A 25318-nucleotide genomic window follows, 5' to 3' on the forward strand; every position below is an offset into this window, starting at 1 on the left:
TTCTCATGCCCGTTCGCACCGTTGCCGAATGGGGAGGCGTGCACGAATGGACCGTGGATGCGGCGTCGGCGCTCATTCAAGCGGGGCACGAAGTCACGTTTGTCGGCAGTGGCGTGGTCTTTAAAGAGAGAGCTGAGGCTACAGGTGCCTCTTTCCGTGTTGTGAACTGGCGCAAGGGTTGGGAACCTGTTGCGCGATCGGTAGGGGAGGAAGCTAATTTCGATCTCATTTTCTCGCATGCACCAGCAGGCAGGCAGTTCGGCTTGCTGGCGAATGAGCAAGCGAAGAAAGAACATGTTGTGATGGTGCACGGTGCCTACCACGACTATATGTACGAGTGGTCGGACCAGGTAGACGCGTTTGTAGCAGCGAGCCCTTCCCTAGTGCATTTCGTTCAGCAATTCGGTCGTGTGGCTCCGTGGAAAGTGACCAACTTGCCTAATGCTGCGCCTGACGAAGTGTTTGATCTGCCCATATTGAGTCACGATGAAAAACTTGAGGGGGGCGTGGGGCACATCGTCACGGCTTCGCGCTTGTCCAAGGACAAAGTTGTGCAGATTGATTCGGTGGAAGAGGCAGTGCGTTCTCTAGCTGCGTTGTACCCTGACGTGCAATGGGAAATTAACGTGTGCGGTGATGGGCCGCTACGGGACTACTTCGACCAGCGCTATAACTTGCTGGAGATGTCTGTCCCTAACGTTTCTCACACCATGCATGGTTGGGTTGAGCCCGCAGAAATTCCGCTGATGATGAATCGCGCCTACTTAACCGTGGCTGCCGGCATGGCCGGCATGCGGGCGCTCGCATCTGGTTCGCTTCTGCTCGGGACTGGTGCCCGTGCCTCGGTTGGCATTCAAACTGGGAACAATTTGCGCGCGGGAATTTGGAGCAACTTCGGCGATCATGGAATCTTTCGATTCTCGCCAAAACCGATACAAAGAAGCTTGGAAGAACTGGCGAATCCGGAAGCTTATGACGAAGCTGTAGAAACTGCCAGAATGGTCGTTGGCAAAGGAAATTCCCAATCAGCTGTGGATGATCAAATGCGAGCGATACTGCAGTGTGGTTAAGCCACGGATGGAAGTTGCGGCTAAGAGTCTCTGATTGATTTCTAGCTGTTAAGCAGATTCATTTTTCAAGTCTAAGGCCGACTGGTCTCCGTTTACGAGGAGGTTTCTTAAATATGAATTCCATGAGTTACGAATTAACCCCGGTGAATTTGCCTGAAGGTTCCGAACTGCGAAGGGAGCCCCCTCGGCCAAAAGCTAGTCGGCAGGACAACTATGACGAACTCTTCGATTACGACATGGTCTTCGCGGACGTATTTGTCGACCGGGGGGAGCTCGTTGCAGTAGGTGCTCCACCACTTAACCTTGAAAAAGAGATTCTTGAAGCAAGCTACAGGCTGGATGGAAGGAAAATTGCACCGCCAATCGTCGAGCAGCGATCTCTCTGCGCGGCGTATTCGTTCCATGAACAAGCCAATGAAGGATCAGTACTTGAGATTGAAGGGCTGGGCGGGCAATTGGTTACTCGCGTTGCGGGAAACCAATCTTCATTTTTTGCCGGCAAAGATGTACTGTTAGCCCTGCAAAAAGACAATGACCTGGAGTGGATTGCTTATTGGGCCCTTCACCACTCGTTAGTGTCTGGGGTCAACGCAATCCTGCTGTATGACAACGGGAGCGCGTCATACAGTGTCGAGGACCTGCAGGTAACTCTAGAGCAGGTTCCGGGCATTGATCGAGTAATGGTTTGCTCGTCCAACTGCCCATTTGGGCCTACCGGGGGGCCAGACGGGATTTGGGATTCGAATTATGGACAATTGGTGCACTATGAGCACGCCCGCCGTTTTGCTCTTCGTGAATCGCGTTCCATTCTGGTCAATGACATCGATGAGATTATTGGTAGCGGCAAAGGCGACAGTGTAATTAAGCGCCTCTTGAATTCTCCAAAGCCAGCTATCGGGGTTCCCAGGGTTAATGTTCTAAACGTGCTGCGGCCAGGGTACGGTGAAGAAGACATCCGAGCACATAACGTCTACGGCTACGTGAGAAATGAGCGGTCGAAACTGCACGGGAAATACGCGGTCAAAACCCAGGAAATGGACGATTCTGCTCAGCTCAATGTGCATCTCATTAGAAACACGCAGTTTGAGAAGATCGATAGTAGTGAGCTGATTTGCGGGAACTTTGTAGGAGTGTCCAAAACGTGGCGGACTGGCCGTTTTGAAACACGGCGAAACTCAACCCTAGACGGCAGGGTTCAAGTGGAGATCGAAAACACGCTCACCAGCTCGATGGACGGTATAGCGGGAGAATGGAAGCTTTTGATCGACCGATTGCAGGAAGAGGGTTTGACTAAGGGCGCAAACTCGACGCCGGCTGAGGCTAAGAAATGCGAAACAGAACTTTCGCGTCAGCAATCCGAAGGCGGCGACAATGCGTCTATCGAAAACACGCAGGTGGCAGTCGGCGGGGGGCTTGAACTTGAGCGTAGAAGGATCGACACTTCGCGAGTTAATAGCACATTTGTGTCATTGTCGGAACTTTCAGAGACTGATCCATCTACCTTAGACTCGGGCGTATACAGAATTGAGCATGGGTTGCCGATTTTCGTCGACTGGCGAAATTCGGGAGCGAACACGCTGTTAGTGACGTTTTCCGCCGCGACGACCAGAGCTGCTGAGCGAGTTCCTGTCTTTAGTGGCGCCGGGGTTACAAAGAGCCTCGACTGTAATGTGCTGATGATATCGGATCCAACCATGATGCTGGACCGGGATACGACTGTTGCCTGGTACGCCGGCAGCCGTTTCCAACCGAAACTCCAAGATGATCTGGCCGAATTGATTCAGCATTTTGCCCATGGCAATCGAGTGATCCTTCTTGGTGGATCTGGAGGTGGCTATGCAGCGCTTGTTCAGCACTCGAAGCTCTCAAATGCTACGTCCCTGGTCTTTAACCCTTCAACCCGACTAACGGGTCGTCCAATCTTTAGGTCTTACCACGAGAAGATGTGGAATGTAGAGGATCCATCGGAGTTGCCTGCTTCGCTAATTCTCGATTTGCGCGACGTCTATAGCCGCGTGCACAGCGGAGAGGTGTATTACGTGCAGAATTCGTTTGACCAAAACTTCGTGAGAAACTACTTCTGGCCATTCGTGGAGACCCTCCATGAAGCGAATAAGTTCTTCTTCATGACCCCGTTTTATGCCAATGGGCATGTGCCTCTAAGTGGTGATTCGATCCAGTCAATGCTCGGCGTGTTGATTGAAACCGATGATTGGAATGAACGCAGAGCGGAATTGTCGAAGCTCCGCCTGCTAGGTAAGAAAAATCTTAAAAATCAAATGGTGGATTGATCATAGCTAAAGCGAAAGGGCTGAAAAGGTACGGCAATAAACGTCACTTTCGCGAATGAACACCGGATTGCGTTCGGAAGATTGATGGCGATGCACTTTGTCTAAACGCAAGATGTAAGGAATGCATCTTTATCAATTGAGAGAGCACGATAGTGTCTAGGCTAACCTGATCGAAAAGAAATCATTGAGTACGACGCTCTTCGATTCAAAGCGGATGGTGTTGCGTTGTCTCTAAGTGATAGATGGACGAGCTTTAGAATGACGTTAAGAACTGTTGTGGTACCGGCGGCGGGTATGGGGACTCGTTTTTTGCCGGCGACGAAGACGGTGCCGAAGGAGCTTCTGCCGGTGGTGGATACCCCGGGCATTGAGCTGATTGCTGAGGAGGCTGCTGCTTGCGGTGCGCAGCGCCTGGCTGTGGTGGTCGCGCCGAACAAGGAAGAGATCATGCGCCACTTCGGCGAGTTTTCGGACTTGCAGGAGCTGATGGTTGCCCGCGGCAAACAGACCCAGGCGGACAAGGTCGCGCGCGCCAACGGTTTGATTGCGGCTGTGGCGGTCACCCAGGACGAGCCGCTGGGGCTTGGCCACGCTGTCGGTTGCGCGGAAGAGGCGTTGGACGACGACGAGGACGCGGTTGCTGTGATGCTGCCGGATGATCTTGTGTTGCCGGCGGGTGTGATGGACAAGATGGTCGCTGTGCGCAATGCGTTGGGTGGTTCGGTGTTGTGCGCGTTTAACGTCTCGCGCGAGGAGGTGTTCAACTACGGCGTGTTTGACGTCGAGGATGCCCAGGCTGAGATCGACGGCGTTGAGGTGCTCAAGGTGCGCGGCATGGTGGAAAAGCCTGCTGTTGAGGATGCGCCCTCGACGCTGGTGGCTACCGGTAGGTATCTGCTGGATCGCGGGATTTTTGATGCGCTGCGGCGTATTGAGCCCGGTAAGGGCGGGGAGTTGCAGCTGACTGATGCGATTGAGTTGATGATCTCTGAGGGTCATCCGGTGCATGTGGTGGTGCATGAGGGCAAGCGCCACGATCTGGGTAACCCTGGTGGCTACATCCCGGCGAATGTGGATTTCGGTCTGCGGGATGAGAAGTATGGTCCGGCGTTGTATACCGCGGTGAAGAAGATCATCGCAGACTTCGAGGCAGAACACCCCGAGGTTGCCGCAAAGGCACGGGACTAAACTCGGCAACAACCAGACGAATAAAGCTCAGGAGGATTTTCAATGCGGGCGGTTGTCACCGGCGGTGCCGGGTTCATCGGTTCTCATCTTGTGGACCTGCTGGTGGGAGACGGGCACCAAGTCACAGTGATCGACAATCTGAGCTCGGGGCGCACCGAGAACATTGCCGATCACCTCTTATCCGGTGAAGTCGAACTGCTCGAGCAAGACATTCGCGACGCAGATTTCGAAGCGATCTTCCGTCGCGTCGAACCTGAGGTGGTTTTCCACCTGGCTGCACAGATTGATGTGCGACGCTCAGTTGAGGACCCGCTTCTTGATGCAGAGATGAATATCACCGCGACTATTCGGCTTGCGGAGGCTGCCCGGCGTACCGGGGTGCGTCGAGTGGTGCACACGTCTTCTGGTGGTTCGATTTACGGTGAGCCGGAGCAGCTGCCGGCTACGGAGCAGTTGCACGTTGACCCGAAGTCGCCGTATGCGGCGTCGAAGGTCGCCGGCGAGCTGTACCTGAATGTGTACCGCCAGCTCTACGGGCTAGAGACGAGCTTCATCGCCCCCGCGAACGTCTACGGTCCGCGCCAGAACCCGTTCGGGGAGGCTGGTGTGGTGGCGATCTTCTCTCGAAACCTGTTGGACGGTAACCCAACCTGTGTGTTCGGTGGTGGCACAAATACCCGCGACTACGTGTACGTAGGGGATGTGGCGCGCGCCTTTTACCTCGCTTCCGCGGAGGCAGGTGACGGTGAACGCTTCAACATCGGCACGGGTGTGGAGACAACTGACCGGGCGCTCCACACCGCGGTAGCGAAGGCTGTCGGCGCGCCGGATGAGCCGAGGGATGAGCCCGCTCGTCTGGGCGATGTCGCTCGTTCTTCGCTGAGCTACGAGAAAGCAGAGCGTGTGCTGGGGTGGACGCCGCTGGTGTCCCTGGATGAGGGTGTGGCCCGCACCGTGGATTACTTCCGCAACGAGCCGGGTCGCAAATAGGTCTGCTTGCGCCAGCCTAAACTGGCGCCATGCGTTATCTCACTTCTAAAGAGGTTCTGTCCGCGGTCACGCCACGCGATGCCGTCGATGCGCTACGGAAGGTACTGGCGGGCGGATTCGACCCCGCCACCGACCCGCACCGCCAGAAGGTGGCGCTGCCACACGGGGAGATGCACCTGCTGCCGTCGGCGCTTGATGGTGCGGTCGGGGTGAAGGTATTGGGAATTCAGCCTGCCGGCTCGGACGTTGATGTGCCGTTGGTGCAGGGTTCCTATCTGCTTATGGGCGGGGAGACGCTCACGCCGGAGGTCGTGATGGATGCTGCGGCGTTGACGGAGGTGCGGACGCCGGCGGTGGCTGTGGCGGGGGTGTTGGACCGGCTGCGGGCGTCGAGCGAGCCGCTGGAGTGCGTCATCGTCGGTGCGGGTGTGCAGGGGCGGGCGCATGCGCGCACGGTTGAGGACGTGCTTGAGGGGATGCGGGAGGTGTCGGTGACGTTTATCTCGCGGAGCGAGCCGGCGGATCTGGTCTACCCGTGGACGGAGTCGGGGAGTGCCCAGGCTGATGAGGTGTTGGGGCGTGCCGGGTTAGTTGTGGTGGCGACGAGTGCGGGGGAACCGGTGGTCGTCGATAGGCAATTGCGACCTGATGCGACCGTGCTTGCCGTGGGGGCGCACACCGTGGACACGCGGGAGTTGCATGAGGATGTGCTGCGGGGCGCGCAGGTGATTGTGGAGGATGTGGAGGCTGCGCGGCGGGAGGCCGGCGATGTGGCGATCGCGGTGGAGAAGGGGGCGCTTGCGTGGGAGGATGTGGCGACGATGGCTGAGGTTGTGCGCGGGGAGGTGGCGCTGGATTCGGCGCGGCGGGTGGTGTTCAAGACCGTCGGGATGCCGTGGGAGGACCTGGCGGTGGCGACGGTGGTTGCGGGAGAGGGGGTTGCGGGGGTGTGATCGGGATTGAGGTCACTTGATTAAACCAGCGAAAGGGTTGAGGGGGGCGTTGACCTGAGCCGGCAACCCTTGGAATCTGAGCTATTTACCGTTCGCTGGACCGTAGGTCGTTTGTCATTAGTGCGATGTCCAATTCAAACGGAAATACCGGAACGGGAACGTCAATTTCTCTGCACAGCGAAGCCATCTTTGCCTCGGTAACTGCTAAACAACGCGGTATGCCATGGAGCTGGGCAAACTGAGCCCTAGTCTCTTCATCGTCAGGAAAGGTCTCATCCAACGTCCAGGTTGCGGCGGTCAAAACCTTCACATTTGAGAAAATGGAGTCTGCTTCGAGATCGATCTGAACCCGCACAGAGTCTTCGCTTGTTTCGATGTCGACCTTTACGGAGAAATTTCCCTCGCCATTCGGAAGTTGGTCCGGATCTATCGCATTTTCAATGTCTTTGCGTTCAGCTAGACACCGGCCAAAACGGTATGAAACAGTTTCTACTGAGCTTAGTTTGCCATTGAGTGCCATTCGTAGTTACGCCTCGTCTCTGAAGTCTTTATGGATTTTGGCATCCAAGCCGCAGTGTCACCAGACATCAAGCTGTCGAAGTGGTCGAGTTTCTCTTGGATTACGAACGACGCTGTAGGGTGGGACCCGCTGAAGTGCTGAGGGGGTCGATAAAACGCCCAGTGTGCTCCCCCGGCAGGGCTCGCTGATAGTAGTAATTCAGCGTCCACTGCTTTGGCATACTTTCTTACAGTGGACATCGTGAAATTGGCGCCGCCTTTTTCAAAGTGGGCCAATTCGTCGAGATCAACGGACATTGATCCGGCGACTTCCTGCAGTGAAAGGCCACGGAGCAGACGAACTCGAATTAACTGAGTTACAAGCTCTAACTGAGCTTCTGCATTGCGGATACCCAGTTCAGTTATTCGATTGGTTTCTGCAGGCTCGAAGGCTTTTCGTCTGAGTAGGTGCTTCAAGAAATTCTTCATTTCAACCTCCTTTAGCAGGTTTCCGAGATGCCAATATCTACGTGCTTCGATCGACAACTCTACCTAGTTCACGAGGTTGCCAGACTTTCGACTTCTTACACCAATTAATACCAGCGCTGATAGCCTTATCAATGTCGCGATCCTGCGAGTCGCGTATCTTTTTTGCGGCCGCACGTAGTGATCCACGTTTCGACCCAGCCTTGCTGGTGGTTGTCTTCTTGCCAATAGAGCTCAACAATACTTCATCTATTTCTCGGTTCGGTGAGTTCAGCTCGCGGAGGTCGGAAAAGTATATGCGCCAAAAGGTTTGCTTCCCTTTCTTTGTTTCGCTCCCATCCACCCTCAGTTCGCCGCACCAGGGGGTGGGGCTATAGGCTCTACCGAGGCGTGTAAGCGCTTGCTTTCCCACCGGGGATTTATACGTTAAAGCCCTGCTTCCTACCTGAAATTTTTGGGCATTCGCTTTAAAAGGAATTCCGTTTCTGAAAGCTTTTAGAAGTAGTGCCAAGAAGTGTTCGGCGGCTTCAGCATCTTCGTTCGAGAAGCGATCGAATCCCTGTTCGTAAAGTGGGGTTTGCTTCATTTTGGCTCCAGGAAGATTGAAGCGACATGAATAGTCGTCGGGGTGGGTGGGTTTCATGATCACTCCGAGAGTTGTCGAGGCAATAGGTTGCGCTCTCTGTAGAGCAGTGGATAGCTGGAGACTTGAGATCGTAACAACCTGCCGAGGCGGGGTAGGTGTTATCTCTATATTAGAGGGGCCTCGAATGTTCATTTTCTAACGGTCGCTATTGAGTTATGGTGCGGGCGGGCGCATGCGCGCACGGTGGTGGACGTGCTTGCAGGGACGCGGGAGGTGTCGGTGACGTTTACCTCGCGGAGCGAGCCGGCGGATTTGCCGTACCCGTGGGTGGAGTCGGGGAGTGTCGAGGCCGATGAGGTGTTGGGGCGTGCCGGGTTGGTTGTGGTGGCGACGAGTGCGGGGGAACCGGTGGTCGTCGATAGGCAATTGCGAGCTGATGCGACGGTGCTGGCTGTGGGGGCGCACACTGTGGACACGCGGGAGTTGCATGAGGATGTGCTGCGGGGCGCGCAGGTGATTGTGGAGGATGTTGAGACTGCGCGGCAGGAGGCTGGCGATGTGGCGATCGCGGTGGAGAAGGGGGCGCTTGCGTGGGATGACGTGGTGACGATGGCTGAGGTTGTGCGCGGGGAGGTTGCGCTGGATCCGGCGCGGCGGGTGGTGTTTAAGACCGTCGGGATGCCGTGGGAGGACCTGGCGGTGGCGAGGGTGGTTGTGGAGGGGGGGATAGCTACTGCTGGAGCGTCCTCTCAAGAGGTGATAGCTGGCCGAGAGGGGCGTATTTCGGTTTCTGACGCGATATGAAACGAATCGTCGAGTTGTTTACTTAACCAAGCGCTAGTTCCTACCAGGCTATAAGTTAGGCGTATGCCGAGAGTAGATACCGCACTGGAGCTATGGGAGTTACTCAAGTCAGAGAAGATTATCCGCACAACTGACTATGACGTGGAACTGTTGGAGCAGCTTTGCGTCTACTTCGGGGTGCCAGCTGGAGTTTCTTTCGACAAGTACTTGCAGGAAAATAGTTTTTCTGCGCAGAAGTTGGCATCGGCGATGTTGAACTCGATTGAACCATTCGCGCGGATGCTCAATCAGTTATACAGCCTGTATGAGAAAATCGATGCGCAATACGCGGATAAGGGGAATCTCAAGTTTGAAATCGCCTTAGATTCAGATTTAGACGGTTTTGAGTTCGATACTGAAGCCTTCGAAGAATGGGAGCGAACTTATACAGCCGTTACGAGCGGGTGGCGCTTCCGCAATAGCAGTGCACCTTGGCATCTTATTGAGCTAATCAATCCGACAAACGAGTTTCCAAGACCTGAGTCTCGAAGTGATTCGTGGCCGGCAACGAACGAACTTTTTCCTGAATCGGGTGATATCGAAATCGACCATGTGTTAGCTGAGGTATGGAGGTTGAGGGAAAATTTTCTCAAACACGCCCAAGTTGTCTCGAAATCGCGTTCGGAGTTTAAGTTAGCCGAAAGGCAGGTGGGCGATGACTACCAGCGGATGCTGGCAAGCGACCGCTGGGACGAAGCAATCGGGCGGGTAATAAAAGCTGCTTCAGAAGCTGTGAAGTCGGGAGATGAAGAGGCCACAGAACGTCTGAGAAACGCGATCCCTAAGATTAAAGCCAACCTACTTGACTGCGTCACAGTTCAAGTGGAGACATCAATTTTTGAGTCGCTGAGAAAGCTTTTGTCGCTTCCTCTGTGGGGGCAGCGGCATGACGTTTATGCCGCTTGGGTGTTTACGCTGATAGTCGACGCGGTCGGATTCGAAAACCTCCGCTTTTGGGTTGTAGATGGCCAGCTTTCATTCAACTTCTCCGGAGCCCAACTCGCGACGTACAAGTCGGTGGAGGGGGACATCGACATTTGGGCAGAGCTACGAAGCCCTCACCCGGCACCTATCGGCAAAAGCAGAAAGAGAGCGATTCAACCGGACTTTTCGATCACTCGGGACCCAGTAAGCCACCCCAACACAACGATCGCTGCAATCGAGTGTAAACAGCACAAACGGGGACAGCGTCGTTCAAATTTAGAGGCGCTGCAGGACTATTCTTCCGGTCTACCGAACGCAAAAATTATGCTCGTGGGTTATGGGCCGCTTGGGAATGGCTTGGTAGATGAGTTCGAGCAACCCGTTTCTCGGAGAATCGGTGTTTTTCGCGACGTGACCCCCATGCAACCTGATGCGTGTAACCGATTCAAAAAGGATCTAGAAGCAGTGATTCCACAAGTCTTGACAGCGATTCCATGGACTCCGAAACGCCTTGAACAGCATTGGGTGAAACTCCCCTTTTCGTGGTTCAGCATCCGTTTCGGGGGTCTCGGATGAAGGCGTGAGTCCGGAGTCTGATTCAGATGAGCACGCCTGCGCATCTCACCTAGCGGTTCCATTTCTAATTACAGATCGGTTTTGTTCATTGGGCGTTGGGGGCTCTTATCAAGCTCAGTTACCTGAGACGCGCACGGTGGTGGACGTGCTGGAGGGAGTGCGGGAGGTGTCGGTGACGTTTGTGTCGAGAAGCGAGCCGGCGGATTTGCCGTGGCCGTGGGTGGAGTCGGGGAGCGCTGCGGCCGATGAGGTGTTGGGGCGTGCCGGGTTGGTTGTGGTGGCGACTTCTGCGGGGGAACCTGTGGTCGTCGATAGGCAATTGCGACCTGATGTGACCGTGCTTGCCGTGGGGGCGCACACCGTGGACACGCGGGAGTTGCATGAGGATGTGCTGCGGGGCGCGCAGGTGATTGTGGAGGATGTGGGGGCTGCGCGGCGGGAGGCCGGCGATGTGGCGATCGCGGTGGAGAAAGGGGCGCTTGCGTGGGAGGATGTGGCGACGATGGCTGAGGTTGTGCGCGGGGAGGTGGCGCTGGATCCGGCGCGGCGGGTGGTGTTTAAGACCGTCGGGATGCCATGGGAGGACCTGGCGGTGGCGAGGGTTGTTGCGGGGGTATGGCTTCGCCACCGACCCCTATAACTGACATGTCCACCTACCCCTAGAGGTGGAATGGCGAACCATGGGGCAGCGTTTTACCTCGGCACGAGGGTGAGTCGGCGGAGGGGCAAAATTGGGCGTGATATCCCCCGCCGGAAACACTCAGCTGGCGTACGAGGGAGGAACTGCAACTTGGAGCCTCTGCCAATTCGCCCTGGGCTCCGAGCTGGAGTGTGACGCTATATCCTATTGATCCGATCCAACGATTGTGTGATCTCTTTAGCTGCTTCTTTCCCTCGAACACGCTGTAGAAGCTGCGTAAAGTGATCGGAGTCGATCGCCCTCATAAAACTCAAAGTCTGGACTACCGCTTGTTCTAACTCATTTCGGCTCAGGGCACCTCCAGTTCTGGCGACGCCAGAGTGTGAAAGTTCGTTCACAACCTTTGAGAGTGAAGGCGAAACTTCGGCTGAGTGCTTTGCTAGGAGACTATTGATTGCGGTGCCGAATTTTGAATCCACGGGAGACTTAAACTCCGTAAAGCCCTCGAGGGTTTTCCTGCAGTAGTTGCCGGATGCAAGAGACGGGGGAATTCCATCGATTAGAGCGCTGAATTCCTTAGTCACTAGGTAAAACGAAAGCCAGTAATCGTTTATAAGATTCACAGCTTCCGAATCCCATTTCCTTACGCGCGTGGTCCGATCGTTGTTGTCATAACTGTGCTTGTAAACTTCGAAGAATTGAGCCGTAGCGCCAGTGCGCTTGGTAGCCTTAGATGCCAAACGATTTTGAAGAATTCTCAAGTAGGAATGGCTGTGCGTGAAGTACACCAAGGCCGCAGGATTTAGCTTGGAGAAATGATCCGATACGAATCGGTCGGTCGCGAGAAGTCGAGTATCGTCCAATTCCGACCCGAGATCGTCCAGAAGGATAATTGAGTTTCTCATCGATGATTTACGTTCCTCGGTCTCAAACTCGGCGCAGAAATACAGGAGTGAAACTAGTTTCTTCTCGCCCTCCGACATATCCGTCGCGGGGTCCCCATCACGGGTAATTACGTAACCTTCCCCGGGATTGCTGCCTTGCTTAACTCGCAATACTCTGTCTCCGAGAATTAGAGACAGATTATTGTCGAGGAACTCTGCGGTTCTAGCGGTGGTGGAAATGGACGATTTGAGCTCGTTCAATTCTCGCTCGAGTTTGGTGACTTTCGAGCGTTCTAAATCAAGCGATTTCTCGGCCGCGGACAGTCTTGTCTTGGTAGCTTCCCAGGTAGCACCATCCTTAGCGCAGCAATGCTCCTGCAATTTAGTAATAGCGTTATGTTTGTTTGCCGAATGGTCGCTCACCTTGCCGCGTAATAGTTCTAGCTCGGTTTCAAGTGCTTCCAACTTTTTGTCGAAATCAGAAAAACTGGTGTTGGGTTTCTTGAAGTCGAATTCGTCCCACGGTGCGTCAATTCGCATGGCGAGTTGTGTTTCAGCAGTTCGCAAATTTTTAAGAAGTTGCTCAATTGCTAATAGGAACTGAGTCTTTCTATTGGCCAGGTCATTATCATAAGTATCTGAAGAGAGAGACAGGTGCGAGATAAGAGTCTTGTATTCTTCTAGCGAGGTTAGGCACTCTCTGCATTCGGCTAACGCAGTCGAAGTTTGTTCGGAGATACCCTGATCTGCAAAATCAATGGCATTCTTTACCTCGTCGAGTCGCGCTTGGGTAACTTCACCAGCACAAAACTCGCAGCTATCGCCTGCCTTGTGGCGCTCAAGGCCTTTGCGAGCCCAGGCGGTAATTGTCTCTACAGCCTTTTCTAAAGCTGGAAGACCATTTTTTACTTCGCTCCATACTTCATCGGAATAAGACCAACGCCGTGGTTCAGGCGGCAGCAGCGGTGGCATCTCTGGGGGTGAGGCGGCAGCTATCGTTAAAAATTCTTCGAGTTCTTTGTCGCTTAGGAGGGTGAGGTTCCCGCGGCCTAATGCTTTCTCTATTTTGCTTCGATTAAATCTTCTGCTTGTCAACTCGTCACATTTTGATTCCAAGGTTTTTCGTTCACCGTTGAATACGGCATCCTTGATTTTCGATAATTCATTTTTGATGTTCGTTACATTTTTAACTTCAGCTTCGACATCTTTAAGCGTCTGTTTGAGGAGCTGCTCTTTGCTGCGGATGGAGTCTTCGATGGCGCCAGCGTTCTCGGCTAGGTTTACGGTCGTAACCTCTCGAGCTGAGCCCCCCTTTACGAAATCTCCAACGTTTGTTTCCCGCCATTTTTCGGTAAATGCGTAAACTACGGGCGGGATCCCAGTTGGATTCTGGTACACAGTATGTTCTTGCAAGACTTCGCAAACTGTAGATTTTCCTGCACCATTGACGCCGAAGAAGACTGAGTGTTTTAAGAGGTCTATGGACTTGAGAGCGTCTGAGTGTACGTTCCTGAATGGTGCATTTGACTTAACTTGGAGCATTAAATCTTTCTTTCAGATCTTTCAGTGGCGTATCGCCGGGGAGTGAGATCAGTTTAACCAGTAAGTTCAATCACGTTTCGAGATTTCGGTGGGCTTTTCGGTATCCCAGTCTGTTCCGCGGTCGGGTGTATCAATGGGCAAGGACGGTTTAATTCGACGCTGCGGTGTCGGCGATTTTTCTAAGTTGCTTTAACTAGTTGTCAATTGACTACTGCGGGCGTTTGGGAGGGGTTGAGAATGGCTATTGCGTTAAGCCTGCGAGTGGCAGGGATTGAATTTGACGACGAAGAACGCATCGAGCGGATCGAGAGCGCCTTCCCGGCGGTTTCTTTCGTCCGGCTAAATGGTTGGACGATCGCGGAACTGCACCTGGAATGCTATCCTGAGAAGGCCTTCCATGAGACAACCGATCTCATGCATCAACTGGGAGCTTACGACGAACTTGAGTTTGTGGAAGTCGTCCCCCACTTGGTGAATACGAGCGATATAGCGAGACTAACGGGTGTGAACCGTCAGGCGGTGAACAAATGGGGCACGCACCCTGATTTGGGCTTCCCAGCGGAGACAGATTTTGTTGGGGGTCGCCAAGCGCGGCAGAAGATCTGGAGCCTCTACACCGTTAGCGAATGGTTGTCTGAAGTAATGGGAATTGACCTAGGCCTTGAGTTGCCGCCGATGAGCCTGGTGAAACAGGTAGACGGGTATCTGGCGTTGGAGGGAGGTTCCCTACTTGGTGGTTCGAAGGATCTTCACGCTTCCGGCCTGTGAGGCTTTTGGGGGTGTAGGCGGAAATGCGAAAGGGAGCCCTTGCGGGCTCCTTCGTTTTGCTCCTCCAACTGGGCTCGAACCAGTGACCCTTCGATTAACAGTCGAATGCTCTGCCAACTGAGCTATGGAGGAATATGTTGCCGTTGCTCTCGCTGTGCAACGAGATGTAACAATAGCGCGGGTTGGTTGTGTTGCCCAAATCGGCAGGTTGGGTGGTGTTTTCGGCCGTACTTATGTGGCCGGGTTTTGGGGTAGGGTTTCGGGCATGTTGATTCCGATAGGTGGATTCCGTGCAAACGCCGTCGCGTGGGGGCTCGCGGGCTTTGGCGTGGTGTGCCTGTTGTCGGCGAACCGTCTGGGCGATTGGCGGGCGCTGACGTTTTTGGGGCTGGCGCTGGTCGTTCCGAGCGTCGTTTGGCTGGTTGCGGACAAGTGGTTCTCGCGGCCGCGCGGGGTGCTGTGGTGGGTTTTGGTTGTCGCTGCTGTCGCGCTCGGGGTGTGGGGAATTGCGTTGTTCCCCTCGAAGTGACGGGTATAACGCGATAAAGTGGCGGGCATGAAGAAACCGATGCTTGCACTCGGCGTCGCCGCCGCCGTCACCACCTCTGCCGTCCTTGCGCCTGTCACCTTCGCTGAAGAGGGCGCGAACACTACCGAAACGGGTTCCTCTGCGGATTCGGGGGAGGCCGAAGGTTCGTCGTTAAGCACGGGCGCAATTATCGGCATCACGCTCGGCGTGCTGGCCGCAGTGGGCGCCGGCGGGTACTTCGCGGTGCAGCAGGGCTGGCTGGAGCTGCCCGAGGGGCTGGACCCGGCGGCGGCCGCGGGACTTTCCTCGCTGGTGCCGGCGCTCGCGATCCCGGGGCTGACGAAGAAGGACAATGGTGCGGCTGCTGGTGGATCTTGCGCGCCGCAGGCGTTTGACGCGGTGGTGCCGGAGTGGCCGCACTTCACCGGGACGTCCGTGATCTTCTGCGACGGTAAGTGGGCCATCGCGGGTGCGAACCAAACGGACTGGATTCTGTACTTCAAGAACTCCAACGGCAAGTGGGCCGTGATCCCGACCGCTGGCACGAAGCAGACCGGGATGCAGCGTGGGTGCTACAACGGCATCACGCTGCGCGAGCAGGGCGCGCCGGAGGAATTCATCCGCCAGGCGCCGATTTGCACGCCGGCGGAGATTGGGAAGTAGTTTTTCGGGGGGGGGTCGTACGCCTTCGCACACAACTGGCCATTGCAAAAAAGCAAACTTATCTTACGGATAGGTACGCTTTGCAAATGCATGCTAGGGAAGGGGGGGGGGCTGCATTTCGCAGCCTGTTTGAACCAAGCTCGCCATTGGCACTAAAACCAGCACAAATACCTAAAGAACGGCGGTTTTGGGATTTCCCGAGTGCACCAGGCGTTGACCTAAAGGATGGTCTCCTTCTATTTCGGGTCAAATGAAATTCGATCTTTCGGAGTGTCTGTCAATCGTAACGCTCGGATGGTATGCGGTTCAGGGCGACATCAACACCCATAATTTGGAGTGTTCGGGCTTGGCTCATCAGGTTCAGTTTGCTAAAGAAAGGTAGCCAGCGGTTGTCATGGAATGAATTTGTCGGGACAATTGCATATGTCACTTTGAACGCATTCGCTCTCAAAGCAGCGTCATCTTCGGCAATAAGATTCAACCATGGGGTGGGGTCTCCGTTCTCAACCGCCACTTTAATCTTGTTTTGAAGATTCTTTCTAAAGCCTTTATCGCCAAACAACGTTGACATCGAAACGAACCCCTGGGCAAAAAGGTGGCTAAGCGAGGACGAATGACTCTTTCTCTTGACGTGTATTAGTTCGCCCTTCTTAGAGAGCACGTCACAAAGCTCTACTGTTCCTGATGCGCCTGGGACCGACGCTATACTGCGGTCCATAAGGAGAAGGTCGGCGGAAGATGAGGCGAGCCTGGCGTTGTATTCCTGTTCAGTTTCACCATCGGAGTGTTTCGGCATTTTAACCGAGGATCTTGGCATGGAATCTATGAAACCGTTTACCTCTTCTACTAACGACTTGTGTATCTGAAACCAGGACCCTTCGATAAGCGCGTACAAATGGTCATCCCGATCTTGCTCACTGACCAAACATCGGTAGAAAGACCATCTGTAGTCGATTTCATGGGAGCGGGCAAAAACAACTCCTACACGTCTTTGTTTGAGCTTGTTAATGGTTAAGTTATCGATGTCACTCGCCATTGCGCTGAGAGCATCGTTTAAATCTAGCTCCGGGAATTCTTTAGAATTTGTGCCTTGGATCCTAAATGAGTCGATATCCTGCCAGTCAACGTTTTCGGGCAACGCCAAATGACTCCTACTGGCCTGTTGGGTCTTGAGATCTTCGAGAAGCATCTGGTCGAGGGATTCGATGAGCTGATGGTCTTTGACGATTTTTAGATTGTCAATCCACCCAAACCTCGCTTTATAGCTATCGCGATCGAATAGATTCTTGAGGGTGGCGCAGAAATCGGGAAGCTCGTGAGCCTCGATGTCTTTATTGATAGTTAGTGAGTCTGCTCCGGTAACTCGATTGGCAAATTCAGTATCTAATGGAGTGCCGGTAGCTTGACGCAGAATGTCGCTGTATGTGTCCAGGCTGAAGTTGGAAAGATCGGATTGACTGCTCAGGCTAATGGTGCTGGAGATGACCATGTCCTCATAGTTTTTCTTATCTAAACTTCTGAGTTTTGTAGGGTCGACGGCGTTGAGCGCAACCTTCAAGCCGAAGTTCGGCTCGATCTTGTCGAGATTAAGTATGCCGCGTCCATATCCGAACGGGATTGCAAAAACCCGATCAGCAGCTTGGATTGCAAGAACGGCCGACGCGGAACGGGTCAAGATTGGGGGGAGATTTTCGTCAGCGATAGAGGAGATGAAGTCGACCCATTTTGGTTTCTTTTGTTTTGGTGACTGTATGTAGCAGATGGAATTTTCCAAGCGAATTTTGTCTATTTGCCTGAAGTTCTTCTCCTCTACTTTCTGCGAGTCGATAGCTGTTTCCAGGGTTGTTCCCGGCTGGAACATGTACACCGTTAACCGCATCATGTACTGGATTATATGCGGATGTTGTCGCTGTTTTCGTTGAACTGGCTTTCAAAGACGGAGGATCGTTGCCATCGCGGAGACGTGCTCGTCGATAAGCAAAAGGCCCGGCTGCGCACACGCAACCGGGCCTTCGCCCACAACGAGCTACACCTGGTACCCCATCGGCGAGCCCGGGCCGAGGGGGATGCCCAGGGCGTACCAGATCATGAAGAAGATGAACCAGCCCACCAGCATGCTCACCGCGTACGGCAGCGCCAGCGACATCAGGGTGCCCACGCCGGCCTTCTTGTAGTACTTCTGCAGGAAGGTCAGCGCCAGCGCGAAGTAGGGCGACATCGGGGTGATGATGTTCGACGGCGAGTCGCCGATGCGGTAGAGCATCTGGGTGACCTCGGGGGAGACGTCGACGTACATCATCATCGGCACCACCACCGGCGCCATCAGCGCCCACTGCGCGGAGCCGGAGGTGATGAACAGGTTGATCAGCGTCACCATCAGCACGAACGCGGCGAAGAGGACCACGTTTGGCAGGTCCCAGGACTGCAGCAGCTCCGCACCCTTGATGGCGGTCCAGGGGCCGAGGTTGGACCACTGGAACCACGCCAGGAACTGGGAGACGGCGAAGAACAGCACGAGGATCGGCAGGAGGGACTCCAGGCCCTTGGCCATGAACTTCGGGATGTCTGCGGCGTTGTCGATCGTGCCCACGACCAGGCCGTAGACCAGGCCGGTGGCGAAGAAGATCAGGGTGATCGGCACGGCAATCGCGCGGATCAGCGGCGACTCCATGAAGCCCTCCTCGGGTCGCGCGAACGGCGAGCCCGGGATGAACAGCAGGGCGAAGTAGGCGGCCAGGGCGATGAGGAGGGTGATGCCGGCCCAGGCGAGGCCCTTGCGCTCGAGTGGGGTCAGCGACAGGTCGTCATCGTCGGTGAGGTGGGAGTCGTCGGGCTCGTTGGACTCGTCGAGTTGGAGTTCGTCCTCGTCGATGTGGTCGTGGTCGACAAGGTTCTCGGCTTTCTTGTCCACGAACAGCTCGGTCACCGCCGTGATGACCAGCGACAGCACCACCGCGGACGGGATGACGAAGAAGATGTTGGCGAGCGGGGAGACTTCGTAGGCGTCGTCTACAAGCTGCGCAGCGGAGGTGGAGATGCCGGCGAGCAGCAGGTCGGTGATGTTGAGGATGAGCGAGGAGTTAAAGCCTGCCGACGACGCCGCGAACGCCACCATCGCACCCACCACCGGCGAGCGGCCCACCGCGTGGAAGGCCATCGCGCCCAGCGGGATGATGATCACGTAGATGGCGTCCGAGGCCACCGAACCGGTCACGCCAGCCAGCGCGACCATGAACGTGAGCATCTTCGGGCTGACCTTGTCCACCATCGCGCGGACCATCGCCGCGAGCAGACCCGTCTGCTCCGCCACGGCCACGCCCAGCATCACCGCCAGGATCACGCCCAGTGGCGGGAAGGCGATGAAGTTCTCCACCGCGTCGGTGACCATGCGCGAGATGTTCTCACCGGTGAGCAGCGATTCGACGTGGATTTCTTCGCCGGAGGCCGGGTCGATTGCGGACAGGCCCGCCTTGCTGGCCAGCCAGGACGACACCGCCACCACGCCGGCCAGGATCACAAACAGCCAGAACGGGTCCGGCAGCTTGTTGCCGATTTTTTCGATCCAGCCCAGGAAGCCGGACATGCCGTCCTGGTCTTGGGCCTGGTCTTTAGGCTTCGTGTCCCGGTTATGGTCGGGTTTCTTGTCGGTCCTGGTTGATCCGGTCATGGTGGGTCTTCCTGGTTGTCGGCAAATTGTGAGAGCCACATTACATATTCGTCACCCCGTAAGGTGAAATATGTGTCTACTGAATTCCAAATTTCTCCCCGGCCCGCCCGTCGCGGCTTCGGGTTCGCTGGCGCCGCCGCCTCGGTCGTTGCGGTGCTGGCCATCGTCGGGCTGGTGCTGGCGCTGACCCGCCCGGCGCTGCTCAGTTGGCGGGAGGGGGAGGTGACGTCGACGACCATTGGGGCGTCGTTAGGCGATATTGCTGAGCTTTCTGTGGAGGAATATGTCTTCTCCGACGTGGGCAAATTCGACCAGGAGGGCCTCGAGGTGCTCGGGGTGCGCGTGCCGTTTACCGGGCGGAATTTCCTGGTCACGTACGACGGGCGCGTCACCGCCGGCATCAAGGACGCCTCGCTTATCGACGTCCACCTGGCCGACGGGGAAGTCAACGTGCAACTGCCTGAGGTGGAGGTACTCGAATCGCACATCGACGCCGACAGCGTCAAGGTTTACGACCAAACCATGAACCCCATCAACCAACTCCGCGTCGAGGACGTCACCGGCTTCATCGCCGACCGGGAAGCCGACGCGCGGGAGAAGGCCATCGCGTCCGGGCTGTTGGACCGCGCCGGGCAGCACGCCGAGGAGCTCGTGCGCGCGCACGTGGCGGCGCTGGTGGCCGGGACGGACATGGAGGACTACGAGGTGCGGGTGACGCGGTAGGGGGGCCTTCCCGGGCGCGCTTTTCGGGCCCCGCGCGCCAATTCGCACAAACCCCTAGTAAGCCCTCCCGAGTATGGCCGAAAATGGGCCTTAATAGGGATCGCTTACTAGGGGTCTGTGGCCGAACCGGCGAATCCAGGTGCGATAGCGCCGCGCGCGGTAGTCTTGCTGCATGCGTAAGATCCTCACTGTCGGCGTTGTCGCCTGCGCCGCCGTTGCCGCCGTACTTCCGCCCGTCGCCGGAGCTGCCGACGCGCCCGACGCGCCCGTCGACTCGGGCTTTTCCCGCGTCTGCGTCGTTGAATACAACGCGGACCAGGTACCTGCCCTGGCCGCCGGCCTTAACGCCGACGACATCCTTTACCACTCCGAATCCCGCGCCGACGCGCTCGCGTTGTGGGCGAAGAAGCAGGACGAGCTGCGCGCCGGGCTCGGCGAGAACGGTTGGGGCTCGGTGAAGCAAACCGATGACCTGCAACTTTGGCCCGTCGAGGAGCACACCACCAGCTCCGTCATCGCCGACGACCTGGGCAGCTCTAAGACCGGTGCGCCGTCCACCTTCGACACTCCGTTCAGCGCCGGCGAGGTCGCCTACATCAAGTCCGCCGCCTCCTACACTGCGCAGCGTTTCGAGGACTGCGGCAAAGACATTAACCGCACCGAGCCAACGCAGCCATCGAGCTTGGGCTCGAAGCTCGCGCCGGGCGCCATCGTCGGAATCGTGGCCGCGGTGCTGGCGGTGCTCGGCGTCGGTGCGGCGTTGGCGGCCTCGGCGGGCCTGATCCCGGGGCTAACACTCCCGGCGCTGCCGTTCTAAAGACACAAACCCCGAGTAAGCCCTCCCGAGTATGGCCGAAAACGGGCCTTAATAGGGATCGCTTACTCGGGGTCTGCGGGTGGGGGCGCACGCCACCGGTCCCCGCGCGGCGCACGTAAGGTGGGCGGCATGGAGCTCGAGAAGTTTTTCAGCAACTGGCCGGTGGATAACGTCGCGGCGGCCCTCGTCGGCGACAGGGAGGCGGAGTTCGGCGACCAGGGCAAAGTCTTCGAACTCGCCAGCGTGACCAAGTTGCTCTCCGCGTACGCGGTGTTCCTTGCGGCGGAGGAGGGGGCATTCGAGCTTGACGACGCCGCAGGGCCCGACGGCGCCACCATCCGCCACCTCCTCGCGCACGCCGCCGGGGTGGGGTTTGACTCCCGCGAGCCGCAGAAGAAACCGGGAGAGCGCCGCATCTATTCCTCGGCCGGCTACGAGATCCTGGCCGACCACCTCGAGGAGACCACCGGCATCGCGTTTGCGGACTACGCCCGCGAGGGGGTCTTCGAGCCGCTGGGCATGACGGACACGGAAATTTATGGGTCGGCGGGGCATGGCGGGAGGTCGTCGATAGGCGATCTGCGAGCCTTCGCCGCAGAACTCCTTGCCCCGAAGCTGCTGGCGAAGGAGACTGTGGAGGAGGCGTTTTCCAACCAGTTCGGCGATCTGCGCGGCGTTGTGCCAGGGTACGGCATGCAGAAGCCGTGCCAGTGGGGCCTTGGCTTTGAGATCAAGGGGGAGAAATCCCCGCACTGGACCGGCGACGGCATGCCCGAAGACACCGTCGGCCACTTCGGCATGGCGGGGACCTACCTGTGGGTCGCGGGCGGGCAGGCGTGCGTGGTGCTCACGGACCGCGAGTTCGGCGACTGGGCCAAGCCGCTGTGGCAGGAGACCAACACGGCGCTGTGGGAGGCGCTTGGGTAATGACATTCTTCGGCACGAAACCCGACGGCTTTAGCAAATCTGCGGTCCATAAAGTAGGACGCAACCTGCGGGAGGGTGAACCGTTTAACGAAGAGGTCTTCGACGCATTCATGGAGCATCAGGCCCGAATGTGCGATGAGGTTTCTAGGACAGTGCAAGATGCGATGGATAGTTTGATTGCACCGTACAACTCTCAGCAGGAGCCCGTTCGACCGAACTCTGGGGCTTATTTCCTAAGTGCGAGGCCGAAGACAACCACCACGCTTGTCGAGAAGCTCAGAAGGATGCCGAAAACCCCACTCGAAAACATTCTTGACGTTGCGGGAGCTCGAATTGATTGCGATATGACCCTCCGTGAACAGAGCGAACTCGCGGAGATAATTAAGAAGAACCTCCTCCATGCTGGGGTAGACAAAGTAAACGAAAGCGATTTGAGAGACACCCCGCATTCAGGATATAGGGCGTTTCACCTGCATATTTTCTCCAGCGCAGGAAAAGCAGAGCTTCAAATCCGAACGCCGCTCCAGGCGCAATGGGCAAACCTCTATGAAGTAGCGGCGGACATTTATGGGCGCGACATTCGGTATCTAGAGTTTGGCGCCGAAATCGATCCGAGGGCTCAGGATGAGGTAGAGAAGTTGCATCAGCTATCTGCAATGGTCGCCAGGTTGGAAACAGCGGAAGACGCTCTCACTAGTCCATTTAGCGGGGGTCGGCCACCAGCACGAAGCGGAATTGCGGCAGATATCAGAGAACTTAAGCACACGGTATATGGCATACTTTCCGATACCGAGGCCCGATTGATTGAGGCTCGCGCGAGGAAAACGAGTAAAGGAGCTGGTGCCCAATGCCCGCGTTCCTGATTGACTACAACCGACGCACTGGTCATGTGAATTGTCAGGAGTTCCCCTCTTTGGTTGAGGCAACTCGTGAACGTAGACGTTTGGATCGCGGAAACGAGGATCCCGAGCGTGAAATTGTCGCTGTGGCGAGCGCGAACGAAGAGAGCCTGCGGCACACTCACTCTCGCTATTTCACTGTGATGGCTTAATACTCAAACTCGGTTCATCCGACCCCTCCGCCCCTTCTGCGGGCGGAGGGGTCAAACGCGCCGGGGGTAGGGTGTGGCGGCCAGGTGGGCGTCGATAGGCAAAATGCCCCCGCATTTTGGGTGTAGCCGCCGCCTTTTTCGTGTAGGCGCGCGGCGCGCAGTGTTTTAAACTGCACGCATGACTACGACGAACACCCCGCTACCAGCAGCGGGGCAGAAGCTGCCGACCAACCAGGTCGTGCCCCTGATGACGGCGCTGCTGGTCGCCGTTTTCGCGTTCCAGCTCAACGCCTCCATGCTCGCGCCGGCACTGCACACGATGGAGATCGAGCTTAACGCCACCACCGCGCAGATCGGCATGACGCAGACGGCGTTCTTCACCGCGGCGGCTGTGTTTGCGCTGTTCATGCCGCGCTGGGGTGACCTGATTGGGCGCCGCAAGGTGCTGGTGTGGATGATGATCGTCACGGTCATCGGCTCGGTTGTCGCGGCACTGGCCACCAACGTGACCATGCTGTTCATCGGCCGCGTGATCCAGGGTGTGTCCGGCCCGACCGTGGCGCTGACGTCGGTGATGCTGCGCCAGGCGGTGCGCGAGGAGAAGCAGTTCGCGTTCCTGGTGGGCATCCTCACCTCGGTCAATGGCGGTATCGCCGGCATTGACGCGATTTTGGGCGGCTGGCTTACCGACGCCTTCGGTTTCCGCTCCCTCTTCTGGGTCATCGGCGCCTCCGCCCTGATCGCCGTGTTCGCGGTGCGCTACGGCGTGCCGGAAACCAAGTCCGACCAGCTCCAGCCGATGGACTGGAAGGGCGTTATCGGACTGGTTGTCGGCGTCGGCCTGGTGCTGACCGCCCTGAACATGGCCGGCGAGCTGGCCGCGGCGAACTGGTTCATGGTGATTCTCCTGCTGGTCATCGGCGGCGCGTCGCTGGTGTGGTTCTGGCGCACCGAGAAGTCCAGCCCGCACCCGCTGATGTCCACCGACCTGCTCTCCCAGCGCCGCACCTGGGCGCTGCTTTTGACCACCACCCTGACCATGACCGGCGTGTTCGCCGTGATGAACGGCCTGGTGCCCAACCTGGCGCAAGACCCGGCGGCCGGCCCGGGCATGTCCGCCGGCGTCGTATCTTGGTGGACGCTGACCCCGTACGCCCTGGCCGGCCTGGCCATGGGCCCGATCTCCGGCTGGCTCGCCGGGCGTGTGGGGTACAAGATCATCCTGCAGATCGGCATCGCCGGGGCTGCGCTGTCCGTGCTGTTCGGCCTGGTCGTCGTGGGCAACGCCACCCACGGCATGCTGCTGGCGATGTCGCTGCTCGCTGGCATCACCTACGCCGGCATGGGCAACATCATGCTCGGCTCGCTCGGCGTCGTGCTGGCGCCGAAGCACAACCAGGGCTACCTGCCGGGGCTCAACGGCGGCGCGTTCAACCTGGGCGCCGGCCTGTCGTTCACCATCATCTTCGCCGTGTTCACCGCCACCGACGGCAGCTACCGCGCCGGCATGATCGCCGGCGCGATCCTGCTGGGCTGCGCGTTCGCGGCGTCCTTCCTCATCCCGAAGCCGTCGTCGGTGCCGGACACGATCGCCGCGGAGGACCTGGCTGCCCGTGCGTAAAATCATCCTGGACTGTGACCCCGGCCACGACGACGCCGTCGCCATCCTGCTCGCAGCCGGCAACCCGGACATCGAGCTGCTGGGCTTGACCACCGTCGGCGGCAACCACACCATCGACCACGTCACGCGCAACGCGCAGCAGGTGCTTACGGTTGCCGGTTTGCGCGATGTTCCCGTCTACCGCGGGGTGACGCGCCCTTTGCTTAACGACGTTGTCACCGCCGAAGACATCCACGGCGACACCGGCATGGAAATCCACGGCTTCGACCTGCCGGAACCCACTGTTCCGGTGGGGGAGATCGGGGCGGTGCAGTGGATCGTCGATACGCTGATGCGCGAAGAGCCGGGGACCGTGACCCTGGTGCCCACCGGGCCGCTGACCAACATCGCCTTGGCGGCGCGCCTGGAGCCGCGCATTGTCTCGCGAGTGCGCGAGGTCGTGCTGATGGGCGGCGCGTACGGAGCCGGCAACTTCTCGCCGTCGGCGGAGTTCAACATCGCCGTCGACCCGGAAGCCGCCGCGATCGTGTTCGGCGAGGACTGGCCCGTGGTCATGGTCGGGCTGGACCTGACGCACCAAGCCCTAGCGACGCCCGCAGTGCAGGCCCGTTTCGCCGCTTTGGGTACGCCGAGCGGCGACTTCCTGGCCGCGCTTGTAGACGCCTTCCGCGCCAACTACAAGGACGCCCAGGGCTTTGACAACCCGCCGGTCCACGACCCGTGCGCGGTGGCGTACGTCATCGACCCGACCGTGGTCGAGACCGTGTCCGTGCCGGTGTCGGTGGAGCTTGCGGGTGCCTTGACGCGCGGGCGCACCGTGGCGGACCTGCGCGCGTTCGGCGCGGCACTGGCCTCGGGCGCTGCCCCGGAGGCCTCGGCCGCGGATGCCGACTGCACCACCTCGGTGGCGACGCGCCTGGACGTGGACCGGTTCTGGGACCTCGTCGTCGACGCCGTCGAGCGCCTGGGGTAGGGGCGCTTCCCGCCGCACTTGCCGATCCCCCCGTAGAACCGGCTACCTGCAACCGGCTACCTTGCGAAAAATCGCCTGGTAGCCGGTTCTAGGTAGCCGGTTTCCGTC

General features: G+C 57.5%; 23 protein-coding genes and 1 tRNA gene. 17 read left to right on the forward strand and 7 right to left on the reverse strand.

Annotation, left to right across the window (positions count from 1 at the left end; all coding sequences use genetic code 11):
* Window positions 1-5: 5 nt before the first annotated feature.
* From QP996_RS00140 to QP996_RS00160, 5 genes are all read left to right on the forward strand, one after another.
* Complete coding sequence (locus QP996_RS00140; RefSeq protein ID WP_284870594.1) at window positions 6-1070, forward strand: glycosyltransferase family 4 protein; 1065 nt, start codon at window positions 6-8, stop codon at window positions 1068-1070.
* A gap of 122 nt (window positions 1071-1192) precedes the next feature.
* Entirely contained in the window at window positions 1193-3361 is a 2169-nt protein-coding gene (locus QP996_RS00145; RefSeq protein ID WP_284870595.1) for a hypothetical protein, read from the forward strand.
* 258 nt (window positions 3362-3619) lie between these two features.
* Window positions 3620-4549, forward strand: a complete 930-nt coding sequence (locus QP996_RS00150) for a UTP--glucose-1-phosphate uridylyltransferase (RefSeq protein WP_284870596.1) — start codon at window positions 3620-3622, stop codon at window positions 4547-4549.
* A 42-nt stretch (window positions 4550-4591) separates the two neighbouring features.
* Window positions 4592-5539 (forward strand): NAD-dependent epimerase/dehydratase family protein, encoded by a 948-nt coding sequence (locus QP996_RS00155; protein ID WP_284870597.1) that lies wholly within the window; start codon window positions 4592-4594, stop codon window positions 5537-5539.
* Window positions 5540-5568: 29 nt separating this feature from the next.
* Window positions 5569-6492, forward strand: coding sequence for an ornithine cyclodeaminase family protein (locus tag QP996_RS00160; RefSeq protein WP_284870598.1), 924 nt, complete (start codon window positions 5569-5571; stop codon window positions 6490-6492).
* Window positions 6493-6577: 85 nt separating this feature from the next.
* On the opposite strand, the gene QP996_RS00165 is transcribed toward QP996_RS00160, so the two are convergent.
* The 3 genes from QP996_RS00165 to QP996_RS00175 are packed head-to-tail and all read right to left on the reverse strand — an operon-like array spanning window position 6578 to window position 8119.
* On the reverse strand, window positions 6578-7012 hold the full coding sequence (locus QP996_RS00165; protein ID WP_284870599.1) for a hypothetical protein: 435 nt from the start codon (window positions 7010-7012) through the stop codon (window positions 6578-6580).
* Entirely contained in the window at window positions 6991-7479 is a 489-nt protein-coding gene (locus QP996_RS00170) for a helix-turn-helix domain-containing protein (RefSeq protein ID WP_284870600.1), read from the reverse strand. The genes QP996_RS00165 and QP996_RS00170 overlap by 22 nt, the downstream gene beginning before the upstream one ends.
* A gap of 37 nt (window positions 7480-7516) precedes the next feature.
* The gene (locus QP996_RS00175) at window positions 7517-8119 is read right to left on the reverse strand and encodes a hypothetical protein (protein WP_284870601.1); all 603 of its coding nucleotides are present in this window, start codon (window positions 8117-8119) and stop codon (window positions 7517-7519) included.
* A 195-nt stretch (window positions 8120-8314) separates the two neighbouring features.
* On the opposite strand from QP996_RS00175, the gene QP996_RS00180 reads away from it, so the two are divergent.
* The 3 genes from QP996_RS00180 (at window position 8315) to QP996_RS00190 (ending at window position 11045) form a co-directional block, all read left to right on the forward strand.
* Window positions 8315-8866 (forward strand): hypothetical protein, encoded by a 552-nt coding sequence (locus tag QP996_RS00180; protein ID WP_284870602.1) that lies wholly within the window; start codon window positions 8315-8317, stop codon window positions 8864-8866.
* Between the two features lie 63 nt (window positions 8867-8929).
* Window positions 8930-10405 (forward strand): DUF8600 domain-containing protein, encoded by a 1476-nt coding sequence (locus QP996_RS00185; RefSeq protein WP_284870603.1) that lies wholly within the window; start codon window positions 8930-8932, stop codon window positions 10403-10405.
* Window positions 10406-10550: 145 nt separating this feature from the next.
* A complete protein-coding gene (locus QP996_RS00190; protein ID WP_284870604.1) occupies window positions 10551-11045 on the forward strand; it encodes a hypothetical protein in 495 nt (164 codons plus the stop codon).
* A gap of 197 nt (window positions 11046-11242) precedes the next feature.
* On the opposite strand, the gene QP996_RS00195 is transcribed toward QP996_RS00190, so the two are convergent.
* A complete protein-coding gene (locus QP996_RS00195) occupies window positions 11243-13471 on the reverse strand; it encodes an AAA family ATPase (RefSeq protein ID WP_284870605.1) in 2229 nt (742 codons plus the stop codon).
* Between the two features lie 237 nt (window positions 13472-13708).
* On the opposite strand from QP996_RS00195, the gene QP996_RS00200 reads away from it, so the two are divergent.
* Window positions 13709-14239 carry a hypothetical protein gene (locus QP996_RS00200; RefSeq protein WP_284870606.1) on the forward strand — a complete coding sequence of 177 codons (531 nt, stop codon included), beginning with the start codon at window positions 13709-13711 and terminating at the stop codon, window positions 14237-14239.
* Between the two features lie 59 nt (window positions 14240-14298).
* Here the strand turns inward: QP996_RS00200 and QP996_RS00205 are convergent.
* A tRNA-Asn gene (locus tag QP996_RS00205) sits at window positions 14299-14371 on the reverse strand.
* Window positions 14372-14504: 133 nt separating this feature from the next.
* Between QP996_RS00205 and QP996_RS00210 the strand changes: the two genes are divergently transcribed.
* Window positions 14505-14768, forward strand: a complete 264-nt coding sequence (locus tag QP996_RS00210) for a hypothetical protein (protein WP_284870607.1) — start codon at window positions 14505-14507, stop codon at window positions 14766-14768.
* Window positions 14769-14795: 27 nt separating this feature from the next.
* Window positions 14796-15431, forward strand: coding sequence for a hypothetical protein (locus tag QP996_RS00215; protein WP_284870608.1), 636 nt, complete (start codon window positions 14796-14798; stop codon window positions 15429-15431).
* Window positions 15432-15708: 277 nt separating this feature from the next.
* On the opposite strand, the gene QP996_RS00220 is transcribed toward QP996_RS00215, so the two are convergent.
* Together QP996_RS00220 and QP996_RS00225 are read right to left on the reverse strand one after the other, a co-directional pair.
* Window positions 15709-17313 (reverse strand): DUF6119 family protein, encoded by a 1605-nt coding sequence (locus QP996_RS00220; protein ID WP_284870609.1) that lies wholly within the window; start codon window positions 17311-17313, stop codon window positions 15709-15711.
* Between the two features lie 144 nt (window positions 17314-17457).
* Entirely contained in the window at window positions 17458-19098 is a 1641-nt protein-coding gene (locus tag QP996_RS00225) for an AbgT family transporter (RefSeq protein ID WP_502870080.1), read from the reverse strand.
* A 72-nt stretch (window positions 19099-19170) separates the two neighbouring features.
* Here QP996_RS00225 and QP996_RS00230 point away from each other — a divergent pair, with 72 nt between their 5' ends.
* The 6 genes from QP996_RS00230 (at window position 19171) to uriH (ending at window position 25210) form a co-directional block, all read left to right on the forward strand.
* Window positions 19171-19821: a DUF4230 domain-containing protein gene (locus QP996_RS00230; RefSeq protein WP_284870610.1), complete on the forward strand. Its 651-nt coding sequence runs from the start codon at window positions 19171-19173 to the stop codon at window positions 19819-19821.
* 172 nt (window positions 19822-19993) lie between these two features.
* Window positions 19994-20638: a hypothetical protein gene (locus tag QP996_RS00235; protein ID WP_284870611.1), complete on the forward strand. Its 645-nt coding sequence runs from the start codon at window positions 19994-19996 to the stop codon at window positions 20636-20638.
* A gap of 129 nt (window positions 20639-20767) precedes the next feature.
* Window positions 20768-21565 (forward strand): serine hydrolase domain-containing protein, encoded by a 798-nt coding sequence (locus tag QP996_RS00240; protein WP_284870612.1) that lies wholly within the window; start codon window positions 20768-20770, stop codon window positions 21563-21565.
* Complete coding sequence (locus tag QP996_RS00245) at window positions 21565-22428, forward strand: RelA/SpoT-related domain-containing protein (RefSeq protein ID WP_284870613.1); 864 nt, start codon at window positions 21565-21567, stop codon at window positions 22426-22428. Before QP996_RS00240 ends, QP996_RS00245 begins: the two co-directional genes overlap by 1 nt.
* A 366-nt stretch (window positions 22429-22794) precedes the next feature.
* The gene (uriT, locus tag QP996_RS00250) at window positions 22795-24237 is read left to right on the forward strand and encodes a uridine transporter UriT (protein WP_284870614.1); all 1443 of its coding nucleotides are present in this window, start codon (window positions 22795-22797) and stop codon (window positions 24235-24237) included.
* On the forward strand, window positions 24230-25210 hold the full coding sequence (gene uriH / locus QP996_RS00255; protein ID WP_284870615.1) for a uridine-preferring nucleoside hydrolase UriH: 981 nt from the start codon (window positions 24230-24232) through the stop codon (window positions 25208-25210). The genes uriT and uriH overlap by 8 nt, the downstream gene beginning before the upstream one ends.
* Window positions 25211-25318 lie beyond the last annotated feature (108 nt).

The sequence above is a fragment of the Corynebacterium sp. MSK008 genome (genome assembly GCF_030232585.1).
GTDB lineage: Bacteria > Actinomycetota > Actinomycetes > Mycobacteriales > Mycobacteriaceae > Corynebacterium.

What these genes read in the sequence shown, in the direction of transcription:
- QP996_RS00140 (WP_284870594.1), top strand. Translation starts at nt 6, where the DNA reads ATGCCCGTTCGCACCGTTGCCGAATGGGGAGGCGTGCACGAATGGACC.
- QP996_RS00145 (WP_284870595.1), top strand. Translation starts at nt 1,193, where the DNA reads ATGAGTTACGAATTAACCCCGGTGAATTTGCCTGAAGGTTCCGAACTG.
- QP996_RS00150 (WP_284870596.1), top strand. Translation starts at nt 3,620, where the DNA reads ATGACGTTAAGAACTGTTGTGGTACCGGCGGCGGGTATGGGGACTCGT.
- QP996_RS00155 (WP_284870597.1), top strand. Translation starts at nt 4,592, where the DNA reads ATGCGGGCGGTTGTCACCGGCGGTGCCGGGTTCATCGGTTCTCATCTT.
- QP996_RS00160 (WP_284870598.1), top strand. Translation starts at nt 5,569, where the DNA reads ATGCGTTATCTCACTTCTAAAGAGGTTCTGTCCGCGGTCACGCCACGC.
- QP996_RS00165 (WP_284870599.1), bottom strand. Translation starts at nt 7,012, where the DNA reads ATGGCACTCAATGGCAAACTAAGCTCAGTAGAAACTGTTTCATACCGT.
- QP996_RS00170 (WP_284870600.1), bottom strand. Translation starts at nt 7,479, where the DNA reads ATGAAGAATTTCTTGAAGCACCTACTCAGACGAAAAGCCTTCGAGCCT.
- QP996_RS00175 (WP_284870601.1), bottom strand. Translation starts at nt 8,119, where the DNA reads ATGAAACCCACCCACCCCGACGACTATTCATGTCGCTTCAATCTTCCT.
- QP996_RS00185 (WP_284870603.1), top strand. Translation starts at nt 8,930, where the DNA reads ATGCCGAGAGTAGATACCGCACTGGAGCTATGGGAGTTACTCAAGTCA.
- QP996_RS00195 (WP_284870605.1), bottom strand. Translation starts at nt 13,471, where the DNA reads ATGCTCCAAGTTAAGTCAAATGCACCATTCAGGAACGTACACTCAGAC.
- QP996_RS00200 (WP_284870606.1), top strand. Translation starts at nt 13,709, where the DNA reads ATGGCTATTGCGTTAAGCCTGCGAGTGGCAGGGATTGAATTTGACGAC.
- QP996_RS00210 (WP_284870607.1), top strand. Translation starts at nt 14,505, where the DNA reads ATGTTGATTCCGATAGGTGGATTCCGTGCAAACGCCGTCGCGTGGGGG.
- QP996_RS00215 (WP_284870608.1), top strand. Translation starts at nt 14,796, where the DNA reads ATGAAGAAACCGATGCTTGCACTCGGCGTCGCCGCCGCCGTCACCACC.
- QP996_RS00220 (WP_284870609.1), bottom strand. Translation starts at nt 17,313, where the DNA reads ATGATGCGGTTAACGGTGTACATGTTCCAGCCGGGAACAACCCTGGAA.
- QP996_RS00225 (WP_502870080.1), bottom strand. Translation starts at nt 19,098, where the DNA reads ATGACCGGATCAACCAGGACCGACAAGAAACCCGACCATAACCGGGAC.
- QP996_RS00235 (WP_284870611.1), top strand. Translation starts at nt 19,994, where the DNA reads ATGCGTAAGATCCTCACTGTCGGCGTTGTCGCCTGCGCCGCCGTTGCC.
- QP996_RS00240 (WP_284870612.1), top strand. Translation starts at nt 20,768, where the DNA reads ATGGAGCTCGAGAAGTTTTTCAGCAACTGGCCGGTGGATAACGTCGCG.
- QP996_RS00245 (WP_284870613.1), top strand. Translation starts at nt 21,565, where the DNA reads ATGACATTCTTCGGCACGAAACCCGACGGCTTTAGCAAATCTGCGGTC.
- uriT (WP_284870614.1), top strand. Translation starts at nt 22,795, where the DNA reads ATGACTACGACGAACACCCCGCTACCAGCAGCGGGGCAGAAGCTGCCG.